The following is a 25,516-nucleotide window of genomic DNA, read 5'->3' as shown; positions in this document are numbered from 1 at the left end:
CCTACCGGAAGTTATCCACACCACTCCCCACCGGCCCGGACGCCACTACCGGCGGTGCGCATCGGGGCACGAACCGCCGCGCGGCAATTCGATAGCTACGAATCGGCAGAAGAGATGCAGCTCACAAAACGCTGAGTATTGCATATTCATACGAGCGACCGAGGGAACTTCGACATTCGGAAACCGTACGCACGCAGCGGGTTCGAGATATACGACAACGCGCCGCGGTCGATGACCGCGGCGCGTCGGAAAGTGCGGGAATCCGGTTTATTTACCGCCCTGGCCCGCGACCGCGGCCGCGCCCGCTGCTGCCGCCTCGGGGTCCAGATACGCCGCGGGACCGATCGGACGCAGATTCTCGTCCAGTTCGTAGCGCAGCGGAATACCCGTGGGAATGTTGAGACCGGCGATGTCCTCGTCGGAAATACCGTCCAGATGTTTCACCAGTGCGCGCAACGAATTTCCGTGCGCCGCAACCAGAACGGTCTTTCCGGCCACCAGATCGCGGGAAATCGTGGACTCCCAATACGGCACCATGCGGGCGACGACGTCCTTCAGGCATTCGGTCGCCGGCACGTCGATACCGGCGTAGCGCGCGTCGCCGCTCTGGCTGTATTCGCTGTCGGCCTCGATGGGCGGGGGCGGGGTGTCGTAGCTGCGGCGCCACATCATGAACTGGTCGTCGCCGTACTGATCGCGGATCTGCGCCTTGTTCTTACCCTGCAGCGCGCCGTAGTGCCGCTCGTTGAGCCGCCAGTCGCGGACCACCGGAATCCAGTGCCGATCCGCGGCGTCCAGGGCGATATTCGCGGTGCTGATCGCCCGGCGCAGCAGCGAGGTGTAGACGATATCGGGCAGGATGCCGTGCTCGGCCAGCAGTTCACCGGCCCGTTTGCCCTCGGCGACACCCTTGTCGGTCAGGTGCACATCCACCCAGCCGGTGAACAGATTGAGAGCATTCCATTCGCTTTCGCCGTGGCGCAGCAACACGAGGGTGTACGTCATGCAGGTCATGCTAGCGGTGCCGCGTCGGCGAATTTCAGCTGCGCCGGATCGGGCGCTCGCGACCGCCGCGAGCCGCGACCTACCAGCTCACGGTCAGATCGTAGGCCGTCAGAATCGCCTGCAGGGCCGGGTTGATCGGCGGAGGCAGCACCTCCACGCCCGGATCCGCCGACGTGACGAGTCCGTTGGAGGTGTGCGCGAGTCCGGTCCGGCGCAGCCAGATGGCCCAGCAGTCCCATTCGCTGCCGTGCCGCGAACCGTAGGCGATCCCGTGCGCGAGGCTGTCGTCGTCGAGCGTGATCTGCCAGATCCGAGTGGAGATCGCCGTCGTGAGCCAGCGCTCACCGCCGCGCAGTTCGGCGACCGTGACCTCCCGCAGGCCGCGCTCCACGAGTGCGATCGGGGCATATCGCGCGATCGCCGAGAGGCTGGAGGCCGCCTCGATATCGATGAACCATCCGTGCGTCGGCAGCGTCAGATGGTAGAGCCGATATTCGCTGAGCCACAACATGTTCAGCTCGCGGGGCGGCCGATATCCCGAACTCTGCCATTCCTCTTTGATCAGCGATTCGAGCTCGTCGTCGGAGCCGACATCGTCGAAATAGTGGGACGCGCGACGGGGAAGTTTCGGTTTGAGCGGTGCGAGAAGCTCTCCGTACGCGCCCTGTTCGGTACTGGCGGCATACACGGTCTGCTGACCTTCGACGTCGTAGCGGTTCCACTCCGCCCGTGATTCGTCGCTGGAAATCCCGCGCTGGAGCGGATTGAGCGGTCCATAGGAAGGTTTCGCCAGCCGATAGACCTCGCGAGACGCCGCGGGGAGAAGCGCGAATCCGGTCTTGGCGCAGCGCCGAGCATTTCGGGTTTCGCGCACAGACACCGGTCTCCCTCTTCCGACAGCCTCCCAAAGGGGGAAGTTTATCGAAAGAGGGCTTTCCCGCGCGGCCAGGTCGACCGAGTCAGTTGTCCGAGCCGTCGACGAATGCGACTGCGGCAGCGATGGTCTCGCGGAATCGGTCCGCACGGATCGCCAGGGCGGGCGACTCCTCACCCAGCCGCGGATTGGCTCCGATGAACCACGACCGCGCCACATCGCTGTCCTCGGCGGTCGCCAGGATGATCCAGCACCGATGCGCGACCTGCAGGCGAGCCAGTGCGGCGTCCCGGGGCGTCGGCCCTTCGGCATGGGACCACTTGTGCGGCAGCTTGCGGTCGCGGACTCCGGCGATCAACGCCACCAGCGTGGGACCCAGATGTTGGACGAGTTGTCGCGCCAGCTCCGCCGGACGCAGTTTGGCCGTATCGACATGACTGGTGATGGCGAGAGCGTTCGCAACGGTCATCTGTCTCAACCCTCCAGTGCACGTGCCGGCCGCAACACGGGCGGATAGTTCAGTGTAGCCGAAAATGCCACCCTAATGCAACCACTTCTGCTACCTTATCAACCTCCATATCACCCGTCCGGAACACCGCACTCCCGCTAGGACCTCCCTGTTCCATGCGACTGTCGAGAAATACGCGCGGAAGTCACTCCTCGGGACTGCACAGTCCCCCGTCGCCGCCCAGCGACGCCGACGCCCTGACCGTGAGCCTGCACTACCTGGTCTATTACCGGAACGAGTACGAACGCTCCCGGCTGGTGGTCAAGACCCGGGCCAAGCGGGTGGTCGTATGGACCGCCGTCGCCAACGGTGTCATCGCCGTCCTCGGTACCGCGGTGGCCGTCTTCCAGGCTCCCTGGATCGGCCTGCTCAGCACGGGCCTCGCGGCGTCGATCGGCGTGGTCACCGCCTGGGACGGCTTGTATCGCCACCGCGAGATGTGGATTCAGCGCAGCGTCATCATCGGCCAGCTCCAGACACTGCTGCGCGGCGTCGAACTCCGGCGCGCTCAGCACGAGGACCGCGATGTGCTCGCGCGAGAGGCGATGATCGAACTCAATGCGATCCTCGCCGAAGATCTGGAAGCCTGGACCTCGATGCGCCGGACCCAGCCACTGGCGCGCGAAGCCGCCGACACGAGCAAGGACCGCTAGTCCCGCTCTGCTCGAATCTCGGTGATTCGCTTACTTTCCCGGCGACTCGACGCCGCTCATGATGACGCCTGATCGCAGGAGTCACCGCGATCGACGGCTATGAGGGAGTCGGCCTGCCTATCTGCCGGGCATCGCTTTGCTGGTGGCGGTCGGCTTGCTCGGCAAGTACACCCGGATCTGGGTGAACGACTTCGTTCACGATCACCACCGGCGCTTCCCCGATATCGAATATGTGCTCTGGGCCATCGTTTTCGGGCTGATCATCGCCAATACCGTTGGGCCAACCTGTCGAAGTGGGCGTTTCTGCTCACCTTCGCCGGCGTGGGTCTCAACACCGATTTCCGGGAACTGGGGCGCAGCGGATGGCGGCCCCTGGCGGTGGCGGTGGTCGGCCTGGTCGTGGTCGCGACGGTCTCGCTGGGACTGGTGCTGTTCACCGTCCGGGTCTTGCACTGGGGCGTGGTCGACTGACCCACAGCCGGCAGCGGCCGACATTTCTACAAGACGCGCGGCCGCGACCTCCGGGACGGTAAGGGCATCAGCCGTCCTCAGGAGGAGATATGAAAACTGCCGCTGCCGGTCGGGCGAGACGCGCGGTGCTGCTGCTGGTCAGCGCGCTCGCCGCACTGCTCGTCGGGAACACCACAGGGGTCGCGACGGCCGCACCGGACGATTCCGTGGACCGGATGGTGCCGCTGCCGGACGGCGATATCCACGTCGTCACCAGCGGGGCGCCGAGCGCACGGGCGGTGGTGCTGATCCACGGGACCGGCGGCTCGGTCTCGTGGTGGGATCCGGTACTGCCCGCGCTGACGGACTTCTACGTGGTGCGGGTGGACCTGCTCGGTCACGGCCGCTCGGCCAAACCGGACAGCGGTTACGGCATGGCCGAACAGGGACATCGGGTCGGGGCGGTCCTCGACCGGCTCGGCGTTCGGCACGCGATCGTCGTCGGGCACTCCACCGGCGGATACGTGGCGACCGAACTCGCCGCTCAGCGCCGGGATCTGGTGAGCGCGATCGGATTGATCAGCACCGGGTCCCGCCTGGACGCCTTCACCGACAACGGCCCGCTCGGCAACCTGCTGTTCGTCCCGCAGATCGGGCAACCGCTGTGGCCCCTGCTTCCGGACGCCGCCATTCGATACGCCATGAGCAGCGCGTTCACTCGCGACGTCGCGATTCCGCAGCAGCTGGTGGACGACTTCCACGGCATGACCTACCGCAGTATCACCGCCACCTCCGACGCATCGGATGTCTATCTGCGGGAACGGCAGGAACCCGACCGCCTCGCCGATCTCGGGCTGCCGAGCCTGGTGCTCTACGGTTCCCGGGACCACCGGTGGCCGGCCGCATCCTTCCAGGACTACCGGCGCGTGCCGGGTGTGCGGATCGAATCGCTCGACTGCGGCCACAGCCCGATGATCGAGGAGCCCGGCCCCACCGGAGAACTCTTGCGCGACTTCGCCGGTCGGCACTGAAGCCGCACGACGCGCCTTCGAGCGCCGGGAGTTCGTGACCCACATCACTGCGCGAGGTGGATGAGTTCTCCCGGCGCGTTCCGTCTACCCGAATATGAGCGCACAGAGCACCGCAGCGGTGAAGGGTCCCGCGTCCTACTTCCCCGCCATCGAGAAGAAATACGGACGGCCCGTCGAGGAATGGTTCGACATGGTTCGCGGATCGGAGCTGACCAAGCATATGGAGCTGGTCGCCTGGTTGAAGAGTGAGCACGGGCTGGGGCACGGGCACGCGAATGCGCTTGTCGCGCATGTGCGCAGCATCGACAACGGGTAGGCGGCGCAGGACCGGCGCGACAGCGCGCAGGCGCCGGCCGTCGAACCGGCACACGTCCTCAATCGGTCGCGAGAGCCGCCGCGCCCACCAGCGTGGCACCGTCGGTGATCGGGGATTTCAGGACACGAAGTTCACGGATGAAGCCGAGGCCGGCATGTTTCACGACCGCCGCCCGCAGCGGATCCCACAGCGGGGCGCCGGATTCGGCGAAACCGCCACCGATCACGACACGGTCGATGTCGAGCATCGCGGCGGCAGACGAAATGGCTTGTCCCAGAGCTGTCCCCGCACGCAACAGCGCGGCCACGGCGACGGCTTCACCCTCTCCGGCGGCGCGCGCCAGTTCCATGCCGGTCGTTCCCGTCCAGCCCTGTGCGCGTGCCCACCGGACCGAGGACATGCCACTCGCGACGGCCTCCACACATCCGACACCGCCGCAGGCACACGGCACATCCCAGCCCGGTACCACGATATGGCCGACGTGCCCGGCATTCCCGGTGCGGCCCACGAGAACTCGGCCGTCGCTGACGATGCCGCCGCCGATTCCGGAGGAGACCGTCATCGCCAACCCGGAACGGACACCGCGTAAACCACCGACGCGATACTCCGCCAATGCCAAGGCCGCGCCGTCGATCGCGAATCGAATATCGGCCTCGGGGAACAGTTCTCGCACCGCGGCGACGATCGGGAAGCCGTCACGCCACTCGGGAATGTTCAAGGGGGCGGTGCTACCGGCACCGACATCCACCGGGCCGGCGGCGGCGATTCCGATCGAGGTCACCTCGAATTCGCCGGTGCCACAGGTGTCGTCGGCCGATGCGGCAGCTACCACCTGCCGCAGCAGCTCGCGGCAGGCTTCCCACGCTCCCCGGGAGGGCACGTCGACTCGGCGCATGTGCCGCAACAGGGACAGCGATCGGGGTCGCACTGCGGGGTCGTCGTATGGAACTGCCTCGATCGGCGCCGACGCGACGGCCGCGGCGAATTTCGTCGCGCCGATATCCACAGCCAGCACGCCCATCTCGCCACCGCCTCCTCAGCGCATCACCCGATCGGATGCACGGTACCCACTCGGCGGGCGAGAGCTGTCAGGACTCCTCGGTATCCACCAGATGCTCGAACGCCCGCAGGTTCTTCAGCGATTCACCGCGCGAGACACGCCATTTCCATTCGCGCCGAATGGATTCCGCGAAACCGAGCTCCAGCAGCACATTGAAGTCGCCGTCGACCGCCTCGAGAATCTGGCCGAAGATGCGGTCCAGTTCGTCGGGGGTCACGGCATGGGTCGCGATGCGGCCGACCAGGTAGATGTCACCGACCCGGTCCAGGGTGTAGGCGACACCGTAGAGGCGGCGGTTGCGGCGCAGCAGATACTTGTAGACACCCTCGAAGTTCTCGTCGGGTTTGCGGCAGACGAAGCATTCGAAGCGCACGCCGTGCTTGCCGACCGTCAGCATGACCGTCGTCTTCAGCTTGCGCTCACCGGGCAGCACCACGACGAAGGTGTCCCGGCCCTCGCGGGTGTAGTCGATCTCGCGCTCACGCACGGTGTCGTCGATCAGCTGCGCGGTCTGCGCGATGGTGTCACTCACCGGCGTACCACTCCCATCCGGCGCCGCCACAGCGCCCGCGACCTGGCTTGACTGCTCTCTGTCAGCAACGTACCCGGCATTCGCGAACGCACACCCCGATGCGCGGCCAACGCCTCGGCATAGCAGTCGAGCAACCCGTCGGCGGTGTGTTCCCAGGAGAAACCGGCCGCATGATCCACCGCTGCCGCGCCCATCCGCCGCAACCGTTCCGGATCGTCGAGCAGCCCGCGCAGGGCGGCCGCCCACTCGTCGGCCTGGTGCCCGGACACCAGCATGCCCGAAACACCGTCTCGCACAGCGGTACTCAACCCGCCGACGTCGGCGGCCAGCACCGGTGTGCCGCTGGCCTGCGCCTCGATGGCGACCAGGCCGAACGACTCGTTGTAACTCGGCACCGCGACCATATCCGCGGCCCGGTACACCTGCACCAGACGATGCGGCGGCTGCGGCGGCAGGAATGTCACCCGATCCGAGATGCCGAGCGTGGCGGCCAACTCGATCAGCGCGTCCGGGCGATCCAGACCGGTGCCCGAGGGCCCACCCACGATGAGCACCCGCAGCTTGCGGTCGGGTTCGGCGCGCAGCACCTCGGCCGCCGCGAAGACGAGTACATCGGGAGCCTTGAGCGGCTGGATCCGGCCGACGAAGGCCACCACCTGCTCATCCGGCTCGATTCCGAATTCGGCGCGCGCGGCCGCCCGGTCACCGGGGCGATACCGGGACAGGTCCGCACCCGGGGGCACCACGTCGATGCGCTCGGATTCGGCGCCGTAGAGCTCGACGAGCTGGCGGGCCTCCTCCGCGGTATTGGCGACCAGCCGATCCGATTCGGCGATGATCTGTTTCTCGCCGACCACCCGCGACAGCGGTTCCGGCGTATCGCCCTCGGCCAGGAATGCGTTCTTCACCGCGGCCAGCGTGTGCGCGGTGTGTACCAGCGGCACCCGCCACCGATCCCGGGCCAGCCAGCCCACCTGCCCCGACAGCCAGTAGTGCGAATGGATCAGGTCGTAGTAACCGGGCAGCTGCCGGGCCTCCTGACGCAACACCTCCGCCGCGAACGGGCACAGCTGAGTCGGCAGATCGTGTTTGTCCAGCCCCTCGAACGGTCCCGCCACCACATGCCGCACCAGCACCCCCGGCGCGGCCTCGACCACCGGCTCGTCGTTGGAGGATGTCGCACGCGTGAAGATCTCCACCTCCACGCCGCGGCGAGCCAGCTGTAGCGCCGACTGCAGCACGTAGACGTTCATCCCGCCCGCATCGCCGGTACCCGGCTGCGCGAGCGGAGAGGTGTGCACCGACAACACCGCGATCCGATGCGGACGTTGATCCGGGCGATAACTCACACACTCCAGTGTGCACGCCTCGACGCGTCAACCGTTATGCGCTCGTGCCTCGAGTGAGCGTAGTCACACCCATGGCTGGGAGGTGGTAGTGGACGGGATCATCCGAGCGAGACAACGAATTCCGTGACCTCATCGGCGAAGCGCTGAGGATCCTCGACGAACAGGCCGTGCTGGGCGTCGTCCCAGAACGACGTGCGCGCCTCGGGGGCGTGCTCGGCGATGTAGCGGCCGTTCTCGACGGGCACCACGGGATCGGCGGTGCCGTGCATGACGAAGACCGGAACGTCGAGGTTGCGCAGAGTTTCGGTGTTGTCGACGGTGCGGTAGAACAGCGCCTTGCGGACGCGGGGCGGAGTCGCGAGGCTGCCGCCGAACAGGCGCTGGGCGTCCTCGCCCTTGTCCCGGCCGGGTCCGGTGTTGGCGTTGCCGAAGGCGGCGAAGCCGCGCATCGCCCGGCCGGCGCTCTCCTCGAACACGTCGGGGATGGCCTTCTGCATCGCCGGCCCGGGCTGGGAACCCTCGACGCCCCGGCCGATCCCGGCCTGCGATCCGCAGTACACCACCCCGGCCACGGCGCCGGTGCCGTACGCGGTCAGATAGTCGCTGAGCACGATGCCGCCGTAGGACCAGCCCAGCAGCACGGCATCGGCGGTGATGTTCTCCGCGGCAAGCACCGCGGCGACGTCGGCCGCCCAGTTCTTCGGATCGTCGTATCCGGTCTCGGGCGCATCGGAGTACCCGTGCCCGCGCAGATCGACGGCGACCACGCGGAAGGTCTCGGCCAGAATCTCCGCCGCACGGCCCCAGCACCGCAACGTGCCGGCCCACCCGTGCAACAACACCAGCGGACGTCCCTGTTCGGGCCCGGAGACCTGATACACGATATTGGTTCCGTCCGCGCTGACCACATCCCGAATCGCCATGCTCGCCAGGTTAACGGGGACGCTAGGCTCGATTCCCATGAGCACTCGTCACGCCGTCGTCACCGGAGCGAGCTCGGGAATCGGTGAGGCTACCGCCCGCGAGCTCGCGAAACAGGGCTATCACGTGTACGTGGGGGCGCGCCGGATGGACCGGCTGCAGGCGCTGGCCGACGAAATCGGCGGTACCGCAATCGAATTGGACGTCACCGACGAGTCGTCGGTACGCCTGTTCACGGATGCGGTCGAACGGGCCGACGTGCTGGTCAACAATGCCGGCGGGGCGAAGGGGCTGGCGCCGGTCACCGAGGCCGACCTCGACGAATGGCGGTGGATGTGGGAGACCAACGTGCTCGGCACGCTGCGGGTGACCAAGGCGCTGCTGCCGAAGTTGATCGACTCGGGTGACGGGTTGATCGTCACCGTCACCTCGGTCGCCGCCTTGCAGCCCTACGACAACGGCTCCGGCTACACCTCGGCCAAACACGCGCAGGCCGTCCTGCACCGCACACTGCGCGGCGAGCTGCTGGGCAAGCCGGTGCGGCTCACCGAAATCGCGCCGGGCGCGGTCGAAACCGAATTCTCGCTGGTCCGGTTCGGCGGCGACACCGAGCGCGCGGCGAAGGTCTACGAAGGTATCGACCCGCTGTTCGCCGCCGACATCGCCGAAATCATCGGCTTCGTCGCGAGCCGCCCCCCGCACGTCAACCTCGACACCATCGTGGTGAAGCCGCGCGACCAGGCCGACGCCGGCCGCTTCGCCCGCCGCAGCTGAGCGGGCGCCCGGCGCGCAGCCGGACGCGACCACGACGGCCCGAACTCGACGGGCCGGTCAGCGGGTTCTAGCTGCCGCCGCGCACGGGTCCCGGCGCCACCGGAGTCGCCGATACCACCGGTGCGGGCTGGCCCTGGATCGCCGACATGGTCTTCCAGGTGTCCCAGTCGATGGTCCAGTCGTAGAGGTCGCCGTCGGCGGCGGACAGGGCGATCGACGTGCCGGTGACCTCGACCGGGTCGCCGTACATGGCCGTCGGGAAGTACTGCTGGGCGTCGCCGGTGCTCAGGTTGATGCAGCCGTTGGTGACGTTGGTATTGCCTTGCGCGGAGGCCGATTCCGGGTTCGCGTGGATGAATTCGCCGTTGTTGGAGATGCGTACCGCCCAGCGTTCGCGAACGTTGGTGTAGAACGGCGGATTCGACATCAGGAAGTCTTCGTACTTCTCGGTCACCACGTGAATGCCCGAACGCGTCACGTTGCGCGCCTCGTTGCCCTCGCCGAAACTGCACGGGAAGTCGAACAGCGTCGAACCGTCCCGGATCACCTGCACCCGGTGGCTGGGCGCGTAACCCTTCACGATCTGGCTGCGGCCGATGGTGAACTGCGAGGACAGATCGGAGTTGCCGTAGGCGCCGCCGCCCAGGTCCAGGCCGTACAGCTTGGCGGCGAAGGTCACCGCCGTGCCGGGCGCCCAGTAGTTGCGCGGGCGCCAGTGCGCGCGGGACCCGCCGTTCTCGTCGGGCAGCCAGGCCCAGCCGCCCTCGGTCTCCGGAGTGGTCGTGACGGTCAGCGCCTTCTCGACCGCCTCCTTGTTCTCGACGTGCTTCTTGAACTGCACGATGATCGGCGCGGCGATGCCTACCTCCTGCCCGTCACCGATGTTGATGGTGGCGGGCACGGTCTGTTTGGGGGCGAGGGTGGTGAATTTCGACTCGATCGGCACGGGCTTGTTGTCGGTGCCGACCGCCGTGCCCGACCAGGTGTAGGTGACGCCGTAGCCGAGCGGCTCGTTGACCTTGAAACTGCTCCTGTCGGGCGACAGGATGCCGGTGACCTGCTTACCGTCCGGATTGGTCAGGGCGACCTGGTCCAGGCGGCCACTGGTCACGGTCACCGAGACGGGCGCGATCGGGTTGACGTCGCCGGTTCCGTTCCCGGGCTCGAATTTCAGCTTCGCGACCGGGCCGGACTCCTTCGGCGCGGACGAACCGCTCCCGCCGCTGCCCGAACATCCGGCCACCAGCGCGGCCACCGCCAGCTGGCCGGCCCCGACCAGAACCGCCCGGCGGCCGGCAATTCCTCGAATGTTCACTTCCGCGAATTTACCGCGCCCCTCCGACAGCCCGGTCCGATCGGAACGTGGCGCCCGCCACCCCCTAGAGCTCGAGACCGACGGTCACCGGTTCGGGTTCCAGCCTGATTCCGAAACACTGTTCGACGCCCGCCCGCACGGTGCGCGCCAGGTCCACCAGGTCCGCGGCGCGGGCAGAACCCCTGTTGGTCAGGGCGAGTGTATGTTTCGTCGACAACCGGACGGGAGCGTCCGGACCTGGGAAACCCTTGCCGAATCCCGCGCGTTCGATCAGCCAGCCCGCGGAGAATTTCACCCCGCCCTCGGCGGCATAGGTCGGAATAGTGATATCGCCCACACGCGCCCGGATCGCCTCGACGACGGCGGGCGCGCGATCGTGCGCCACCACGGGATTGGTGAAGAACGACCCGGCGCTCCAGGTGTCGTGGTCGGCCGGATCGAGCACCATGCCCTTGCCGGCACGCAGGGCGAGTACCGCCTCGCGCACGGCCGCGGCCGGACGGGACTCGGCGTCGGCGGCATCGAAGGCGCGGGCCAGTTCGCCGTATCGCAGTGGGGCGCTGGCACCGTCGGGATTCACCGCGAACTCCACCGCCAGCACCACCGCCCGATCGGAATGCTTGAGCACCGAGGTGCGGTAACCGAAGCCGAGTTCCTCCGGTGCGACCCAGCGGATTTCGCCGCTGACGCGATCCAGCAGGTGAATCCGGCGCAGCACCTGCGCCACCTCCACGCCGTAGGCGCCGACGTTCTGCACCGGCGTCGCGCCGGCCGAACCCGGAATTCCGGACAGGCACTCGAGTCCGCCGAATCCGGCGGCGACCGTCGTGGCGACCACGCCGTCCCAGTCCGCGCCCGCCTCGGCCGTCACACTGTCGGCTCCGAGCTCGACGGCGTCGGTGGCGATGCGGACGACGACGCCGGCGAATCCGCTGTCGGCGATCAGCAGGTTGGAGCCACCGGCCACCAGCAGCACCGGAACGCCCGCGGTGTCGAGCGTGCGTACCGTCTCGACGAGTGCCTCGGTGGTGCGACATTCGGCGACCGTCGCGGGCCCGCCGACCCGCAGGGTGGTCAGCTGCGCCAGCGGCACCGATTCGCGCACCTGCGCGCCGGTCGCGGCCAGCAACTCCCGCACGTTGTCGAATGCCACCACTCGAGATGTCTGCACATCGAAAGACGGTAGCGTGTCACACCATGGCGACACCCCTGGCGTACACAGCTCACTACGCGCACCCCGCCGCGGCGGTGCGTGCTGCGCTCGCCGACCAGCAGTACTGGAAGGACCGCATCGAGGAGGTCGGCGGGCCCGGTGCGCGGCTGGACTCCTTCTCGGCCGACGGGGACCGGCTGCGAGTGGAGATGGTGCAGACCATCCCCGCCTCCGAACTGCCCGCCGCGATCACCTCGGTCCGCCCGGGCGATCTGATCATCCCGCGTACCGAAACCTACGAGGGCCTGTCCGGCGTTTTCGAAGCGTATGTCGAGGGCGCGCCGGCGAAGGTGCGCGGCACGGTCACCCTGACCGGTTCCGACACCGCCTCCCAGGCCGTGGTCGACGGCTCGGTCGAGGTGACGATCCCGTTGTTCGGCAAGAAGATCGAGGCCGTGGTGGCCGAGAAACTGCTGGAACTGCTGGCCTCGGAGACCGACTTCACCAACACCTGGATCGCCAACCACTGATCAGGGCGCTCCCCGGGGACCAGTACCCTGGTCCCCCATGGCCCGCCGACTGGACTATTCCGCTCGCTATCCGCTGCACACCACCGAAGAGGTGTACGCGGCGCTGTCCGACCGCGCCTACTGGAATGCGCGGATGGAGGAGATGCGCAAGCACTCGCCGAACGAGGTGGTCCACCTGCAGGCCGACGGCGACGGTATCGAGGTCGAGGTCCGCCACATCCTGCCGCGCGACATGCTGCCCGAGATCGCGCAGACCGTGATGCGCAAGGATCTGGTGATCACCCGCAAGGAGAGCTACGGGCCGTTCGGTCCCGAGGTGGAGGGTGAGTTCAGCGCATCGGTTCCGGCCGGCCCGGGGACGCTGACCGGCACCGTGCGATTGTTTCCTACCGAGACCGGCTGCACCCTGCGCACCTCACCCGTGGCGAAGGTCTTCATTCCGATGCTGGGGCCCAAACTCGAGCAGATGATGCTGGTCAACCTCGTAGACCTGTTCCGCGCCGAAGCCGAATTCACCCAGCAGTGGCTGGAAGAGCAGCGCCCGACGGCCTGAGTTCCGTGGCTCCACCGCACGCCTGCATCACCACGATGAGACCGCCGGGCCGGACCCGCGCTGCGAATATCGGACATCTCGGCTCGGCCGGCCACCCGCACACCGCCGCAGTCCCGTCGGCCGGGGGTACGTCCAAGCCGGTGGGCGCCATCACGCGCGGAACCACCGGGATCAATCGGCTGCGCCGCAGCGACCGTTGGCTGAGCCACGATCCGCTGGTCGTCGAGCGGCTGCGGTCGGCCGCGGACCCGCTGGTGATCGATCTGGGCTACGGGGCGAGTCCGGTGACCACGCTGGAATTGGCGGCCCGGCTGCGCCGGGTTCGCGCCGACATTCGCGTCGTCGGTCTGGAGATCGATCCCGAGCGCGTCGTTCCCGCTCGCGACGGCGTGCACTTCGCCCGGGGCGGATTCGAACTCGCGGGACTGCGGCCGGTCCTGGTGCGGGCGTTCAATGTGTTGCGGCAATACGACGAGAGCGAGGTCGCGCAGGCGTGGTCGACAATTCTCGGCGGATTGGCGCCCGAGGGACTCCTGCTCGAGGGCACCTGTGACGAACTGGGCCGCCGCTGCGCGTGGATTCTGCTCGACCGCGACGGCCCGATCTCGCTGACGCTGGCCTGGGATCCGTTCACCGTCGCCAAACCCTCCGATATCGCCGAACGGCTGCCGAAGGCGTTGATCCACCGCAATATTCGCGGTGAACGCGTGCACACGCTGCTCACCGCGGCCGACCGGGCGTGGGCGCATGCCGCGCCGATGGCGGTGTACGGGCCACGCGTGCGCTGGCGGGTGGCGGCGGAACTGTTGCGGGAGCAAGGCTTTCCGGTGCGAAACTACCGGCGGCGGATGCGTGATTGCGTCCTGTCGGTGCCGTGGGAGTGCGTGCGGCCCGACTGAATTCGCGGTGCGCGATCGCCGGGTTCAGGCCGCGGCGAGGGCGCGGCGCACCCGTGCGGCCGCATGCGGCGGCAAACTCGCACTCGCCGAAGCGATTTCGTGCGGGATGCAGCGATGGATGGCGACCGCGTCGGCCACCACCTCGTCCAGCGCCCCCTGTCCGATCCCGGTTTCGGCGAGGTCCAGCACGGTCCGCACGGGGGTGGTCACCAGGAACGCACCGGCCGACTCCACATCACCGCGGTGCAGCTCGCGGCGCAGGACGACCAGCCGCGGGGCCGCGGGCGGGCGGCCCGCACTCGCGGACAGGTGCAGGAAGCGCGGGCGCAGCCGGCCCAGGCCGTGCAGTTCGGCAGCGCTGTGATGAGAGACGGCGGCGGCGCCGTCGAACCAGGCCGCCCACATCGCGTATTCGTCGAGCGGGCCGTCCGGCCAATCGGCCATGCGAAGGATGCCGAGGCCGGCGCGGATCACGGAACCGTCGGCGAGGGCGCCGCGGACCCGGTGCTCACAGCCGGCACGCAATACGATGCGCGTAGTGAAGTATCCGGCGTGCCGATCGGCCAGCCGGCGCAGCACCCACCAGCCTTGCTCGGAATCCCCCGGTCGGCGCGCGGCCGCGGCGTCCTCTGCATCGTGCGCGGACATGGGATCAGGTTACGCCGGACCGCTGTGCCTCATGTCACAATCGCGTCGGCACTGCATGACAAGCCTCACAGGCTCCACAGAGCGGGCTCAGAAAGCTCGGGAAGAATCGGTTGCCATGACCACTCCGGACACCGCGGTACCCGCTCCCGCACCGGCGGGTGAACCCAAACGCCGCAACGGGCGGCGGATCGCACTGATCGTCGGACTCGTCGTGCTGCTCGCGCTGGTCGGCACCGCGGCGGGCGCCGAAACCTATCTGCGTCACAAGAATCAGCAGTGCATGGCCTCCCAGGTCGAGAAGGAGCTGGGGTCGAAGGTCGATGTGGGATTCGGGCCGAAGCCGTTACTGCTCACCGCCGTCGACCACAAGGTCCAGTACATCACCGTCGACAGCGACGACGCGAAGTTCGGGCCCGCCGTGGACATGAAGGTGCACGCCCGGCTCAACGACATCACCCTGCTCGACGGCGGGCGCGGCGGCGCGAAGGTCGGCAGCAGCTCCGCCGACGCGACCTGGAGCAACGAGGGCATCGCCCAGACCCTGACCGGGCTCGTCTCCGGCGTGGAATCGGATCCGGCCGGCGGCACCCTGGACGTCAAGGTGCTCGGCGGTATCGCCGATCTGAAGGTTCAGCCGCACATCGTGGACGGCAAGATCGAGGTCAGCACGCAGTCGGCCTCGCTGCTCGGGCTGGGGCTGCCCACCGATCTGGTCGACAGCATCGTCCAGTCGATGACGCAGAGCCTGCAGAACTACCCGCTGGGTATGCAGCCGACCAGCGTGAAGGTCACCGACAACGGCATCTCGGTTTCCCTGCGGGGCGGCCCGACCACCCTGCAAGGCGGTGGCGACACGGAGATCCGCTGCTGATCGAGCCGCGAGGTGCCGGGGTGCAGCGGGCCCGGCACCTCATCGGCGCCGCTCGCGGGCTCTACTCCGGGAAGCCTGCGAGAACATCGGCCGAGCGGGACAACCCCAGCCGGGTCGCACCGGCGTCGATCAGTTCGGCGGCCGCGGCGGCGGTGCGAATTCCGCCGCTGGCCTTGATGCCGAGCCGCCCGCCGACGGTCTCCCACATCAGCCGCACGGCCCGTACCTCGGCGCCGCCCGCGGGGTGGAATCCGGTGGAGGTCTTCACGAAATCGGCCCCGGCGCGTTCGGCGGCGCGGCACACCTCGACGATCGCCGCATCCGACAGCGCCGCGGACTCGATGATCACCTTGAGCAGCGCCCGATCCTCGACCGCCTCGCGGACGGTGACGATATCGGCGAGGACCGCGTTGTAGTCCCCCGCGACGGCCGCGCCGATGTCGATCACCATGTCGACCTCGGCCGCGCCCTGCTCTACCGCGAATCGCGCCTCGGTGCCCTTCACCAGGGAGTGGTGTTTGCCGGAGGGAAAGCCCGCGACCGTGGCGACGACCAGACCGGGCGCGGTCACCGGCAGCATCGACGGGGACAGGCACACCGCGTAGACACCCAGTTCACGAGCCTCGGCGATGGTGTTCGCGACGTCGGCGGCGGTCGCCTCGGGCGCCAGCAACGTGTGATCGATCATCGCGGCGACCTGGGCGCGGGTGTAGGCGGTGGGAACGGTTTCGGACATGGGGACCAAGTCTGGCACAGCGCGCGAGCGTTCCCGGCCGCCGAGCGCTCGCGATCCGATGCGGCCCGCGAATTCGCTTACCCGGGACCGGCTTTGCGGCTCGCTGCCCGGGCGACGTGATCGAACCGGGCGCGACCTGCGAGGATCGTGCCCATGAGTGGCACCGCGTCAGCCGATGATCGGCGTTTCGTCCTGAGCCTGGGCTGTCCCGACCGACCGGGCATCATCGCCCGCATCACCTCGTTCATCGCCGAGTTCGGCGGGTCGATCGTGGAGGCCGGTTATCACTCCGATCCCGATACCGGCTGGTTCTTCACCCGCCAGGCCATCGCGGCGGCGACCGTGCCGTTCGGCATCGACGAGTTGCGTGAGCGCTTCACCGTGGTGGCCGCCGAACTGGGGCCGCAGACCGATTGGCAGCTGCTGGATTCCGGGCGTCGCCGCCGCGCCGTCCTGCTGGTCAGCCGTGACGGGCACTGCTTGCACGATCTGCTCGGCCGGGCCGCCAGTGGCGAGTTGCCCGCCACCATCGAAGCGGTGATCGGCAACCATCCGGATCTGGGCGAGATGACGCGCGCGCACGGTATTCCGTTCCACCACGTGCCCTTCCCCGCCGATCCGGCCGAGCGCGGCCCGGCCTTCGAGCGGGTGCGCGAGCTCACCGACGCCCACGATCCGCACGCGGTGGTGCTGGCGCGGTTCATGCAGGTGCTGCCGGCCGAATTGTGCGAGCACTGGGCCGGGCGCGCGCTGAACATCCACCACAGCTTCCTGCCCTCGTTCGTGGGGGCGCGGCCGTATCACCAGGCCTTCGCCCGCGGCGTGAAGCTGATCGGCGCCACCTGCCATTACGTCACCGCCGACCTGGATGCGGGACCCATCATCGAACAGGACGTCAGCCGCATCGACCATGCCGACACCGTGCGCGACATGGTCCGGCAGGGCCGTGACATCGAACGTGTGGTGCTCGCGCGCGGACTGCGCTGGCACCTGGAGGGGCGGGTGCTGGTGCACGGGCGGCGCACCGTGGTTTTCTCGTAGCGGGTCTTCTCGTAGCCGGTCTTCTGGTAGCCGGTCTTCTCGTGGCGACGCGGCGGGCCAAGACCGGGCGCCCTTGACCGGCCTTGGCGGACAACACGATTCAGCATCGTGTTGCCGTCCTCGCCGCGCGGAGCCGGCAGAGCGGCTCCGCTACGACAGGTCTTGTGGCGACTTCCCGATCCGAACGTGGGTCACCAGGATGCACCCGCGCCGCGAGTACGTCCAGCCCCGGCGGGCAGTCGCCGGGCGCTCAGCCCGCCACCGCACGGCGGCCGAAGCGAGTGACCTCGATCAATCGGCGCAGTTCGGCGTTGAACTCCGCGCTCGCCTCGACATTCGCCAGATGTCCGGTGGCGAAAACCGAATAGCGATCCAGATTGCCCGCCGCGGCGAGCTCGTCGGCGATCTTGCGCGACATGCTCTCCGGCAGCAGATTGTCGTAGGCCCCGGCCACGACACTGGTCGGGATGCACAGATTCGCTGCGGCGCCGTGAATTTCGAGTTCGATCAGCGCCAGCGCGTACTTCGCCCGCACCAGCGGACGGCAGGAGCGCACGATCGAGAGCCCGAAGTCCACCTGATCCGCTGTGGCGTACCGATTCATGATGCGCGCCTTGAAGATTCCGCGCACCGGCGCGCCGGCCGGGAACGGCACGGGCTGACCGAACAGGGCGCGGCCCAGCCAGTCGGGGGCCGGGACGATGTCGTTGAAGATCGGCAGAACCCGGGTTTCGGCGGCGATATCGCCCGCCGTCGTGGTCAGCAGCAGGGCCGCGCTCGCGCGCTGCGCCACCTGCTCCGGATGGAATTTGGCCCAGGCCTGAATCGTGATGCCGCCCATGCTGTGTCCCACCAGGACGGCCTTACGTCCCGCCGGCACAACCGCGTCCAGGACGGCGCACAGATCGTCGGCCAGCTGTTCGGCGTCGAACCGGCCCGTCCCCAGGGTGCTGTCGCCGTGACCGCGCTGGTCGAACGCGATCACTCGGTGGTCGCGGGCGAAGGAGTTGATCTGCGGGTTCCAGTATTCGAGGCAGCAGGACCAGCCGTGCACGAAGACGATCACGTCGCCGTCGGCAGGGCCGTACGCGTGTACCCGCAGCCGGGCGCCGTCGGTCGTCGTGACCGAGACGACCTCTGCGTCGGGCGCGCAGTTCAACTCGGCCGTGCGGTAGGTACGCGAACGCATTTTCGCGCGGTATCCGCCGGTCAGAGCGCCGATGCCGGTCCGAAGGTCGGCAACGTTCTCGGGCAGGTTCACCAGCATGAGCACTCCTTTGTGTCCTACCGCACGTTACCGCGCTAGCAACGGTGCTTGCTAGTGCAAGCAGTGAAGAATTTCCGGTTTCGCACCTTTGTCCGGCGAAGCCGCACTTCAGCGCTGCTCACACCGCCGCAGACACCGAATACCCATTCCGCCCAACGGCATTCACATCCGCCGGCGCAACGTCCCACTACCCGCTTCTATCGGCCGGCGCCACAGAAGTGCTACGCCGAATTCGCCAGGCAATTGCCGAACCGGCTAGGCGGTCGCCTCGCGAACGTGCCGCGAGGCGTACGTCTCGTCCAGCACCTCGGCGAGTTCATCGTTGAACGCCTCGTATGCCTCGACGTTGCCGAGGTGGCCGGTCGGCAGTTCGACCAGCTTGCGGAACGCGCCGACCGAGCGCAGTTCCTCGGCCAGGCACTCGGAGTGCACCGGCGGCGTCATATCGTCCGCGGAACCGGAGATCACCGTGGTCGGCACGGTCACACAGCGGGTACAGCTCTGCAGAGCCAGTTCGGCCAGCAGGAAGCCGAAGCGCGAACGCACCCTCGCCGGGCAGGAGCGCACGATCGCCAGGGCGAAATCGACCACCTCACCGGCCGCGGCCAGAGTCATGATCTGGCGGCGGAAGATCCACTTCACCAGCCGGATCGGCGGGAATACCACCGGCAGGCCGAGTCCGAGGCGGCCGATCGGGAACGGCAGCGCGAGCGGCCCGCGATTGAAGCGCGGCACCACGGTGGTCTCGGCGATCAGGTCACCGGAGGCGGTATTGGCCAGCACCACCGCATCGGCCCGCTCGGCGACCTGGCGCGGATACCGGCCGGCCCAGGCCTGAATGGTCATTCCGCCGAGACTGTGCCCGACGAGGACCGCGCGCTGACCGGGGCTCAGGGTGGCATCCAGGACGGCCGCGAGATCGTCGGCCAGCAGATCGGTGGACAGCGGTGCGGTGCCGGATTCGCTCTCGCCGTGACCGCGCTGGTCGTAGGCGATCACCCGGTATTCGCCGGCGAAGGCGTTGATCTGGGGATTCCAGTATTCGATGCAGCAGGTCCAGCCGTGCGCCAGCACGATCGCCTCGCCGTCGGCGGGGCCGTAACTGTGCACGCGCAGCCGGGCGCCGTCGGACGCGGTCACCGCGGTCACCTCACACGGCACCGCCGGGGAATTCAATGCGGGCAGGTCGTAAGACCGGGTGCGCAGTGCGGCGCGATGGGCGGCCGGCAGCCCGCGGAGACGCTCCACGATCCCCGCCACCGTGCTGGGCAACGTTGCCTGCATGAGAACACTCCTTTGTGTGTTACTGATCGATACAGTAACCCGAAGGAGTGGGTGCTTGCTAGTGCAAGCACGGGGTTCGCTATTTCACCAGCGCGGACCGCGCTGAATTTCGTCGACCTTCGGCCGCACATCGGCCAGATAGATACCCGTGGCGATCACCGCCGCGATCCCCAGCAATCCCACCGGCGTGCGGGCGAGCAGCAGGAAACCGAGGGCGACCGCCAGAATCGACACCCAGATGGGTTTGGTGAGTTTGTCCACGGCCGTGAACGCGTCGGCGCGCTGCCGGATCGCATGCACCAGCGCGAAGATGGTCGCGGCCATCGCGGCGAGCCAGAGCAGCCACAGGATTGCACTAGTCAGCTGGTACACAGCACCCATGATAGAAGCAACGCCCGCATGCGGCAGTGCGCATGCGGGCGTTGCGGGATCCGGTACGACCCGGATCCGTGTGACGGTTCCGGATTACCCCTCGGCCGGTCTTTGCTGCGGCCGAATTACTTCTTGGCCGGAGTGGTCTTCTTCGCGGCGGTGGTGGTGGTGGTGGTCTTGGCCGGCGCCTTCTTGGCGGGGGCCTTCTTCGCCGGGGCCTTCTTGGCCGGGGCGGGCTCCTCGGCGGCAGCCTCGGTGGTCACCGCGACGACCTCGGCATCGACGACCGCGGCGGCCTCGTCGGCCTGCTCGGCCGCTTTGCCCAGAAACCCGCGAGCCTGATCGGACACCTTGGTCAGCACATCCTCGGCCCGGGTGACGACATCGGTGTAGATGTTCTCCACCTTGTCGAAACGCTCGTCGAAGCCGGGGTTGGAACGCAGCCGGTCGACGGTCTCCTCGCCGCGCACGGCCAGATCCGAGTACAGATCCACCAGCTGGCGGTAGTACTGGTCGACCAGCTTGCGCAGCTCCTCCGGGGTGAACTTCTCGCGCAGTTCGGCGAGGTCGTCCGGCAGTTCGGAGGGCAGTCCGGTCAGGCGGCCGCGCAGCGTCTCGATCTGATCCTGCACATCGGCCGGCAGATTCGACAGGCGCTCGCGAGCCTCCTCGACGCGGGAGTTCACATCGACGGTGGCGGCGCGGTCGCGGACGCGGTCGACGATGTCGTTGACCGCCGCGTAGAGCGCGTCACCGGCTCCGACGGTCGCGTAGATCGGCTTGGTCACAGTGACGTTGGGCTGGGTCATGGTTGTTCGTTCTCCTGGCGTGGCGAGATTTCGGTAGTACTGCCATCGGTGGCTTGGTGCGGAACCTCGTTGTCCCTTGGGCTTTCGGGTGCACCGCCCCTCGGGCTCTCGGGCACACCGCCCCTGCTCCCCCCTGGAACGCCCCCCTCGGATTCCCCCTGAACGGATTCCGAGACGTTCCCTCCGTTGTCGTTCCCCCCGTTTTCGCGGCGGAACGATTCGTAGATGTCCAGGAGCACCTGCTTCTGCCGTTCCGTGATGTCGGTATCGGCCAGCAGTGCGTCCCGCACCGGGCTGTGCTCTCTCTGTTCGAGATAGCCGGCCCGGACGTACAAGACCTCCGAAGACACGCGCAGACCCTTGGCGATCTGCGTGAGTACCTCGGCGGACGGGTTGCGCAATCCGCGCTCGATCTGACTCAGGTACGGATTGCTCACCCCCGCCAGCTGTGCGAGCTGACGCAACGAGACCTGAGCGGCCTCCCGCTGCGCCCGGATGAAGCCTCCGATGTCGTGCGCCGCGTTGGCTACGCGACCCACCCGGTCTCCGGGAACCGCAGACGTCTCTGTGGTTTCCCCCGTGTTCCGATCAGAAACCTCTGGTTCCTGTGCCATCACACTGCTCACCTTCCGGCGGTTGTACGGTCGATTCTAAATGAGGGTGCTAACTCTTGCAAGCACCCTTGTTAGCACTATTTCAGCAAACTTCGGGCAGCAGCCGTCAGAAGCCTGGGAAGAGTAAATGCGATACGGCGTAAATCGCCAGGCCGGCAAGTGATCCGACCACCGTTCCGTTGATCCGGATGAATTGCAGATCGCGCCCCGCCTGCAATTCGATCTTGCGACTCGCCTCATCGGCATCCCAGCGGGCAACCGTGTCGCTGATCAGGGCCGCGATCTCGGAACCGTAGTTGGCGACGAGATATCTCACACCGCGTTCAACCCAAGCGTCCACTTGTTTTGTCAGTTCGGGTTCGTCGACCAGACGCTGACCCAACTGCTGCACATTCTCCGAGATCTTGCGGCGCAAGGTGCTGTTCGGATCGTCGGCCGATTCCAGGATCATCCGTTTGGCCGCACGCCAGGTCGCACGCGCCATTCCGGTTATTTCCTCGCGTCCCATGATCTCGGCCTTCACCCGCTCGGCCTTGGCGATCATCGCCTCGTCGTACTGCAGATCGCGAGCGAAATCCTCGAGAAATCGGTTCGCCGCCGATCGCACTTCGTGATCGGGTTGTGAGCGAATCTTCCAGGTGAATTCCACCAATTCCCGGTAGATCTTCTCCGAAAGCAGGATATTGGCGAATTTCGGCGCCCACGACGGGGCATCGCGCATGACGATCCGGTCCAGGGTCTCCTGACTCGCCAGCGCCCACTGGTGGGCGCGTTCGGCCAGCAGATCCAGCAGCGGCTCCTGCCGGTTCTCGGCCAGCAGTTCGGCGAGCACCCGCCCGATCGGCGGCCCCCACTGCGGTTCGGCGATGCGCTTGACGATGGTCTGGTCGATGACCTGCTCGACATCGGAGTCGCGCAGCGCGCCGATCACCGCACGCAGAATGGTCGACGACTCCTCCGACACCCGCTCGGCGTGCCGGAAATCGGCCATCCACGTTCCGAGGCGCAACGAGATCTGCGCCGAATTCACCTTCGTCGCCACGGTGTCGGGCGAGAGGAAATTGGTGCGGACGAAATCGCCCAGGCTGGTGCCGAGTTGATCCTTCTTCTTGCGGATGATCGCGGTGTGCGGAATGGGCAGGCCCAGCGGATGCCGGAAGAGCGCCGTGACCGCGAACCAGTCCGCCAGCGCGCCGACCATGCCGGCCTCCGAGGCCGCGCGCACGTAGCCGACCCAGCTGCCGCCGATATCGTTCGAGCCGAGCCAGCAACAGACCAGATAGACGACCGTGGCCGCCGCCAGGAAGCCGGTCGCGACCATCTTCATCTTGCGCAGATCGCGTTTCTTCCCGGATTCGTCCATCAGGTCGGCGAACGAAGACGGTGGTCCGGGCGCGCCCCGGGCCGAGGACCGTGTGGCATTTCCCACTCCCGGCCGGGTATCGGGGTGCGCGTTCGCTTCCGCCAGGACGGGGGCGCTGCCGGCAGATTGCTCCATATCCCCATTCTGGCCGGAATATCGGCGTCGCCGGCGTGCGCCCGCTCACCCCGCGCCCGCGCCCGCCCCGGGCGAACGCTCCCGGGCCGAGAGCCGGGCCACTCGGCGAACCGGGAACATCACCTCGGCGAAGGACTTAAGCTGGTGGTGCCCTTATCCCCGGATCCAGGAGTCCCCTAGAGCATGACCACACATCGTGCCGCGAGCGCTGCCGTCGACTCCGCTGCGGTGCGCCCCGGCCGGGTGGACGGTCGCAAGCGGCGCTGGCATCAGCACAAGATCGACCGCAGGGAAGAACTCGTCGACGGCACCCTCGCCGCTATCCGCAAACGCGGCGGCGATGTCGGGATGGACGAGATCGCCGCGGAGATCGGCGTATCCAAAACCGTCCTCTACCGCTACTTCTCGGACAAGTCCGATCTGACCCGCGCCACCATGGAACGGTTCATCGAGACCACGCTGATGCCGCGGATCTACGAGGCGATCAGCGACGACGCCGACGAATATCAGCTCGTCCGCAACACTCTGGCCGCCTATGTGCACACCGTCGAGGCCGATATCGACGTCTACCGCTTCATCATGGGCAACGGCTCGACCACCGACAAGTCCAGCCTCGCCGATTTCGAGAAGCTGTTCGCCGACGTGGTCTCGGTGGTGGTGCAGACCAAGGCCTTCGATCGCGGCGTCGACACCGAGGGCGTGCTGCTGTATTCGTACGTGATCGTCGGCGGTGTGCAGCTGGCCACCGACTGGTGGATCAGCAACCGCTCGATGTCGGCCGATCGCATGCTCGACCACCTGGCGATGATGGTGTGGAGCGCCATCGAGGGCATGGTCCGCGCGGGTGGTTCGCCGGAGAAGTTCAACGCCGTGCCGCACGAACTTCCCGAGGCCGACCTGGGCTGATTCGCCCGCGAAGGAATCCGCGCTCGCCGTCTCTGGGCCGACGGCTCGCGCTTGGCTACGCTGAAGACCGGCCAGGCGGGGCATCAACGGAGGTCATCAATGGCGAAAGAGCTGCCGACGTCGCGGCTGGCGCGGGGGACGAAACTGGGTGTGGCCGTCGCCGGCAACGTCTTACGTGCGCAGAAGACCCGCCGCTCGATGCGCGGACGCTCCGAAGCGGTGCGCGAGCGGATGGCCGAGGAGTCGATGATCCGCGCCACCGAGCAGATGGTCATGGTGCTGGGCACCATGAAGGGCGTGGCCATGAAGCTCGGCCAGATGCTCTCGGTGCTGGATCTGGATCTGGTTCCGCCCGAACATCGCGAGCGATTCCAGCGCCGGCTGGCCGTCTTGCGCGACAGCGCGCCGAAGGTCTCCTTCGACACCATGCGCGGCGTCATCGAGAAGGATTTCGGCCGCACGCTCGAAGAGCTGTTCGCCGAATTCGAGGACGAACCGATCGCGGCGGCTTCCATCGGCCAGGTCTACCGGGCGCGGCTGCACGACGGGCGCGCGGTCGCGGTGAAGGTGCAGTATCCGGGCATCGATACCGCCGTGCGCGCCGATCTGAAGAATCTCGCGATGTTCCGCCGCGTCCTGCAGTCGGCGATGCCGTGGGTGACGCCGGCGGTCCTCGACGAACTGCGGCTGAACCTCGAGAGCGAACTGGACTACGTGGCCGAGGCGCATACCCAGCGCGAGGTGGCCGAACTGTTCGCCGACCATCCGTTCATCGTGGTTCCGGCCACGATGCCCGAGCTGTCGAGTACGCACGTGCTGGTCAGCGAGTACTTTCCCGGTCGCGGTTTCGAGGAGATACGCCGGTTGCCGGAGGCCGAACGCGACCGGGTCGGCGAGATCATCTACCGCTTCTACGTCGGTTCGCTGTTCAGCTTCAACGAATTCTGCGGCGACCCGCATCCGGGCAATCTGCTGCTCGGCGAGGACGGCCGGGTCGCCTTCCTGGATTTCGGGCTGTTCAACCGGATGGATCCCGAACACGTCCGGTTCGAGGCCACCTGCATCCGTGCGGCGGCCGAGGAACGTGCCGAAGATCTGCGCCAATTGATGATCGACCACGGCATCATCGATTCGCCGGAGGAGATCACCCCCGAGGACTGTCTGGAGTATGTGCTCGCCGCGTGCGAGTGGGCGCTGATCGACCAGGACCTGACCATCACCCCCGAATTGGCCAGCGGCGCCTTCGTGCTGGCGGTCGATCCGCGCGCGAGTGAGTACGCCGGGATGAAGCAGCAGAATCTGCCGCCGGAACATCTGTTCTCCCGGCGCGCGGATTTCCTGACCTTCGGGGTACTCGGCCAGCTGGAAGCGACCGGGAACTGGCATCGGATCGCCCGCGAGTGGCTCTACGGCGACGACCCGGTGACCGAACTCGGTAAGCAGCACCACGCCTGGCTGGCCCGGCGCGGCCTGCCGCGCAAACCTGCCAAGCGCGCCGCGCCACGCAAAGCCGCCGGCGGAAAACGTACCAGCACAAAGTAATCGGC

28 protein-coding genes and 2 pseudogenes are annotated in these 25,516 nt (G+C 67.5%); 13 read left to right on the top strand and 17 right to left on the bottom strand.

Annotated features, from left to right (window positions below; genetic code table 11):
* Nucleotides 1-267 precede the first annotated feature (267 nt).
* The 3 genes from IG65_RS0118480 to IG65_RS0118470 all read right to left on the bottom strand — a co-directional run bounded on the left by IG65_RS0118480 (nucleotide 268) and on the right by IG65_RS0118470 (nucleotide 2,348).
* The gene (locus IG65_RS0118480) at nucleotides 268-1,005 is read right to left on the bottom strand and encodes a phosphoglyceromutase (RefSeq protein WP_030516178.1); all 738 of its coding nucleotides are present in this window, start codon (nucleotides 1,003-1,005) and stop codon (nucleotides 268-270) included.
* A gap of 79 nt (nucleotides 1,006-1,084) precedes the next feature.
* A complete protein-coding gene (locus IG65_RS0118475) occupies nucleotides 1,085-1,879 on the bottom strand; it encodes a hypothetical protein (RefSeq protein ID WP_030516177.1) in 795 nt (264 codons plus the stop codon).
* 85 nt (nucleotides 1,880-1,964) lie between these two features.
* Complete coding sequence (locus IG65_RS0118470; protein WP_030516176.1) at nucleotides 1,965-2,348, bottom strand: hypothetical protein; 384 nt, start codon at nucleotides 2,346-2,348, stop codon at nucleotides 1,965-1,967.
* A 155-nt stretch (nucleotides 2,349-2,503) separates the two neighbouring features.
* Between IG65_RS0118470 and IG65_RS0118465 the strand changes: the two genes are divergently transcribed.
* The 5 genes and pseudogenes from IG65_RS0118465 to IG65_RS0118450 all read left to right on the top strand — a co-directional run bounded on the left by IG65_RS0118465 (nucleotide 2,504) and on the right by IG65_RS0118450 (nucleotide 4,837).
* Entirely contained in the window at nucleotides 2,504-3,040 is a 537-nt protein-coding gene (locus IG65_RS0118465) for an SLATT domain-containing protein (protein WP_146098765.1), read from the top strand.
* Nucleotides 3,041-3,158: 118 nt separating this feature from the next.
* A pseudogene (locus tag IG65_RS39805) lies at nucleotides 3,159-3,320 on the top strand (putative sulfate exporter family transporter); the annotation flags it as partial.
* Nucleotides 3,321-3,322: 2 nt separating this feature from the next.
* Nucleotides 3,323-3,511 (top strand): annotated as a pseudogene (locus tag IG65_RS39160) (putative sulfate exporter family transporter); the annotation flags it as partial.
* 89 nt (nucleotides 3,512-3,600) lie between these two features.
* Nucleotides 3,601-4,521 (top strand): alpha/beta fold hydrolase, encoded by a 921-nt coding sequence (locus IG65_RS0118455; protein ID WP_030516174.1) that lies wholly within the window; start codon nucleotides 3,601-3,603, stop codon nucleotides 4,519-4,521.
* A gap of 94 nt (nucleotides 4,522-4,615) precedes the next feature.
* A complete protein-coding gene (locus IG65_RS0118450; RefSeq protein ID WP_030516173.1) occupies nucleotides 4,616-4,837 on the top strand; it encodes a DUF4287 domain-containing protein in 222 nt (73 codons plus the stop codon).
* A 58-nt stretch (nucleotides 4,838-4,895) separates the two neighbouring features.
* Here the strand turns inward: IG65_RS0118450 and IG65_RS0118445 are convergent, their stop codons facing one another.
* The 4 genes from IG65_RS0118445 to IG65_RS0118430 all read right to left on the bottom strand — a co-directional run bounded on the left by IG65_RS0118445 (nucleotide 4,896) and on the right by IG65_RS0118430 (nucleotide 8,701).
* Nucleotides 4,896-5,858 (bottom strand): ROK family protein, encoded by a 963-nt coding sequence (locus IG65_RS0118445; RefSeq protein WP_030516172.1) that lies wholly within the window; start codon nucleotides 5,856-5,858, stop codon nucleotides 4,896-4,898.
* Between the two features lie 67 nt (nucleotides 5,859-5,925).
* Nucleotides 5,926-6,429, bottom strand: coding sequence for a YbjN domain-containing protein (locus IG65_RS0118440; protein WP_369801564.1), 504 nt, complete (start codon nucleotides 6,427-6,429; stop codon nucleotides 5,926-5,928).
* Nucleotides 6,426-7,778, bottom strand: coding sequence for a D-inositol-3-phosphate glycosyltransferase (gene mshA, locus IG65_RS0118435; RefSeq protein ID WP_030516170.1), 1,353 nt, complete (start codon nucleotides 7,776-7,778; stop codon nucleotides 6,426-6,428). Before mshA ends, IG65_RS0118440 begins: the two co-directional genes overlap by 4 nt.
* A gap of 98 nt (nucleotides 7,779-7,876) precedes the next feature.
* Nucleotides 7,877-8,701: an alpha/beta fold hydrolase gene (locus tag IG65_RS0118430; RefSeq protein ID WP_030516169.1), complete on the bottom strand. Its 825-nt coding sequence runs from the start codon at nucleotides 8,699-8,701 to the stop codon at nucleotides 7,877-7,879.
* A gap of 37 nt (nucleotides 8,702-8,738) precedes the next feature.
* Between IG65_RS0118430 and IG65_RS0118425 the strand changes: the two genes are divergently transcribed.
* The gene (locus tag IG65_RS0118425; RefSeq protein ID WP_030516168.1) at nucleotides 8,739-9,473 is read left to right on the top strand and encodes an SDR family NAD(P)-dependent oxidoreductase; all 735 of its coding nucleotides are present in this window, start codon (nucleotides 8,739-8,741) and stop codon (nucleotides 9,471-9,473) included.
* A gap of 67 nt (nucleotides 9,474-9,540) precedes the next feature.
* On the opposite strand, the gene IG65_RS0118420 is transcribed toward IG65_RS0118425, so the two are convergent.
* Both IG65_RS0118420 and IG65_RS0118415 read right to left on the bottom strand, forming a co-directional pair.
* Nucleotides 9,541-10,788 (bottom strand): Ig-like domain-containing protein, encoded by a 1,248-nt coding sequence (locus tag IG65_RS0118420; protein WP_081879577.1) that lies wholly within the window; start codon nucleotides 10,786-10,788, stop codon nucleotides 9,541-9,543.
* 64 nt (nucleotides 10,789-10,852) lie between these two features.
* A complete protein-coding gene (locus IG65_RS0118415; RefSeq protein ID WP_081879576.1) occupies nucleotides 10,853-11,944 on the bottom strand; it encodes a UDP-N-acetylmuramate dehydrogenase in 1,092 nt (363 codons plus the stop codon).
* Between the two features lie 41 nt (nucleotides 11,945-11,985).
* On the opposite strand from IG65_RS0118415, the gene IG65_RS0118410 reads away from it, so the two are divergent.
* The 3 genes from IG65_RS0118410 to IG65_RS0118400 all read left to right on the top strand — a co-directional run bounded on the left by IG65_RS0118410 (nucleotide 11,986) and on the right by IG65_RS0118400 (nucleotide 13,923).
* Entirely contained in the window at nucleotides 11,986-12,471 is a 486-nt protein-coding gene (locus IG65_RS0118410; protein ID WP_030516165.1) for a DUF2505 domain-containing protein, read from the top strand.
* 37 nt (nucleotides 12,472-12,508) lie between these two features.
* The gene (locus IG65_RS0118405) at nucleotides 12,509-13,024 is read left to right on the top strand and encodes a DUF2505 domain-containing protein (RefSeq protein WP_030516164.1); all 516 of its coding nucleotides are present in this window, start codon (nucleotides 12,509-12,511) and stop codon (nucleotides 13,022-13,024) included.
* A gap of 140 nt (nucleotides 13,025-13,164) precedes the next feature.
* On the top strand, nucleotides 13,165-13,923 hold the full coding sequence (locus tag IG65_RS0118400) for a hypothetical protein (RefSeq protein ID WP_030516163.1): 759 nt from the start codon (nucleotides 13,165-13,167) through the stop codon (nucleotides 13,921-13,923).
* A gap of 24 nt (nucleotides 13,924-13,947) precedes the next feature.
* Here IG65_RS0118400 and IG65_RS0118395 read toward each other — a convergent pair whose 3' ends face one another.
* Complete coding sequence (locus IG65_RS0118395; RefSeq protein WP_030516162.1) at nucleotides 13,948-14,571, bottom strand: hypothetical protein; 624 nt, start codon at nucleotides 14,569-14,571, stop codon at nucleotides 13,948-13,950.
* Between the two features lie 115 nt (nucleotides 14,572-14,686).
* On the opposite strand from IG65_RS0118395, the gene IG65_RS0118390 reads away from it, so the two are divergent.
* Nucleotides 14,687-15,442 carry a DUF2993 domain-containing protein gene (locus tag IG65_RS0118390; RefSeq protein ID WP_051756433.1) on the top strand — a complete coding sequence of 252 codons (756 nt, stop codon included), beginning with the start codon at nucleotides 14,687-14,689 and terminating at the stop codon, nucleotides 15,440-15,442.
* A 61-nt stretch (nucleotides 15,443-15,503) separates the two neighbouring features.
* On the opposite strand, the gene deoC is transcribed toward IG65_RS0118390, so the two are convergent.
* Entirely contained in the window at nucleotides 15,504-16,178 is a 675-nt protein-coding gene (gene deoC, locus IG65_RS0118385) for a deoxyribose-phosphate aldolase (RefSeq protein WP_030516160.1), read from the bottom strand.
* Between the two features lie 153 nt (nucleotides 16,179-16,331).
* On the opposite strand from deoC, the gene purU reads away from it, so the two are divergent.
* Nucleotides 16,332-17,219, top strand: coding sequence for a formyltetrahydrofolate deformylase (gene purU, locus IG65_RS0118380; protein ID WP_030516159.1), 888 nt, complete (start codon nucleotides 16,332-16,334; stop codon nucleotides 17,217-17,219).
* Between the two features lie 250 nt (nucleotides 17,220-17,469).
* On the opposite strand, the gene IG65_RS0118375 is transcribed toward purU, so the two are convergent.
* The 6 genes from IG65_RS0118375 to IG65_RS0118350 form a co-directional block, all read right to left on the bottom strand.
* Entirely contained in the window at nucleotides 17,470-18,486 is a 1,017-nt protein-coding gene (locus IG65_RS0118375; protein ID WP_030516158.1) for an alpha/beta fold hydrolase, read from the bottom strand.
* Nucleotides 18,487-18,741: 255 nt separating this feature from the next.
* On the bottom strand, nucleotides 18,742-19,770 hold the full coding sequence (locus tag IG65_RS0118370; protein WP_051756431.1) for an alpha/beta fold hydrolase: 1,029 nt from the start codon (nucleotides 19,768-19,770) through the stop codon (nucleotides 18,742-18,744).
* 84 nt (nucleotides 19,771-19,854) lie between these two features.
* Nucleotides 19,855-20,151: a DUF2516 family protein gene (locus tag IG65_RS0118365; protein ID WP_030516156.1), complete on the bottom strand. Its 297-nt coding sequence runs from the start codon at nucleotides 20,149-20,151 to the stop codon at nucleotides 19,855-19,857.
* A gap of 116 nt (nucleotides 20,152-20,267) precedes the next feature.
* Nucleotides 20,268-20,951 (bottom strand): heparin-binding hemagglutinin, encoded by a 684-nt coding sequence (locus IG65_RS0118360; RefSeq protein WP_030516155.1) that lies wholly within the window; start codon nucleotides 20,949-20,951, stop codon nucleotides 20,268-20,270.
* The gene (locus tag IG65_RS39155; RefSeq protein WP_030516154.1) at nucleotides 20,948-21,565 is read right to left on the bottom strand and encodes a helix-turn-helix domain-containing protein; all 618 of its coding nucleotides are present in this window, start codon (nucleotides 21,563-21,565) and stop codon (nucleotides 20,948-20,950) included. Before IG65_RS39155 ends, IG65_RS0118360 begins: the two co-directional genes overlap by 4 nt.
* A gap of 106 nt (nucleotides 21,566-21,671) precedes the next feature.
* Nucleotides 21,672-22,928: a DUF445 domain-containing protein gene (locus IG65_RS0118350; RefSeq protein ID WP_030516153.1), complete on the bottom strand. Its 1,257-nt coding sequence runs from the start codon at nucleotides 22,926-22,928 to the stop codon at nucleotides 21,672-21,674.
* Nucleotides 22,929-23,246: 318 nt separating this feature from the next.
* On the opposite strand from IG65_RS0118350, the gene IG65_RS0118345 reads away from it, so the two are divergent.
* A complete protein-coding gene (locus IG65_RS0118345; RefSeq protein WP_030516152.1) occupies nucleotides 23,247-23,969 on the top strand; it encodes a TetR/AcrR family transcriptional regulator in 723 nt (240 codons plus the stop codon).
* A 99-nt stretch (nucleotides 23,970-24,068) separates the two neighbouring features.
* Complete coding sequence (locus IG65_RS0118340) at nucleotides 24,069-25,511, top strand: AarF/ABC1/UbiB kinase family protein (protein WP_030516151.1); 1,443 nt, start codon at nucleotides 24,069-24,071, stop codon at nucleotides 25,509-25,511.
* Nucleotides 25,512-25,516: the final 5 nt, after the last annotated feature.

It is taken from the genome of Nocardia sp. NRRL WC-3656 (genome assembly GCF_000720265.1).
Lineage (GTDB): Bacteria > Actinomycetota > Actinomycetes > Mycobacteriales > Mycobacteriaceae > Nocardia > Nocardia nova.
Note: the sequence above shows the minus strand (reverse complement) of the source record. Positions and strands in the feature narration are given on the sequence as shown.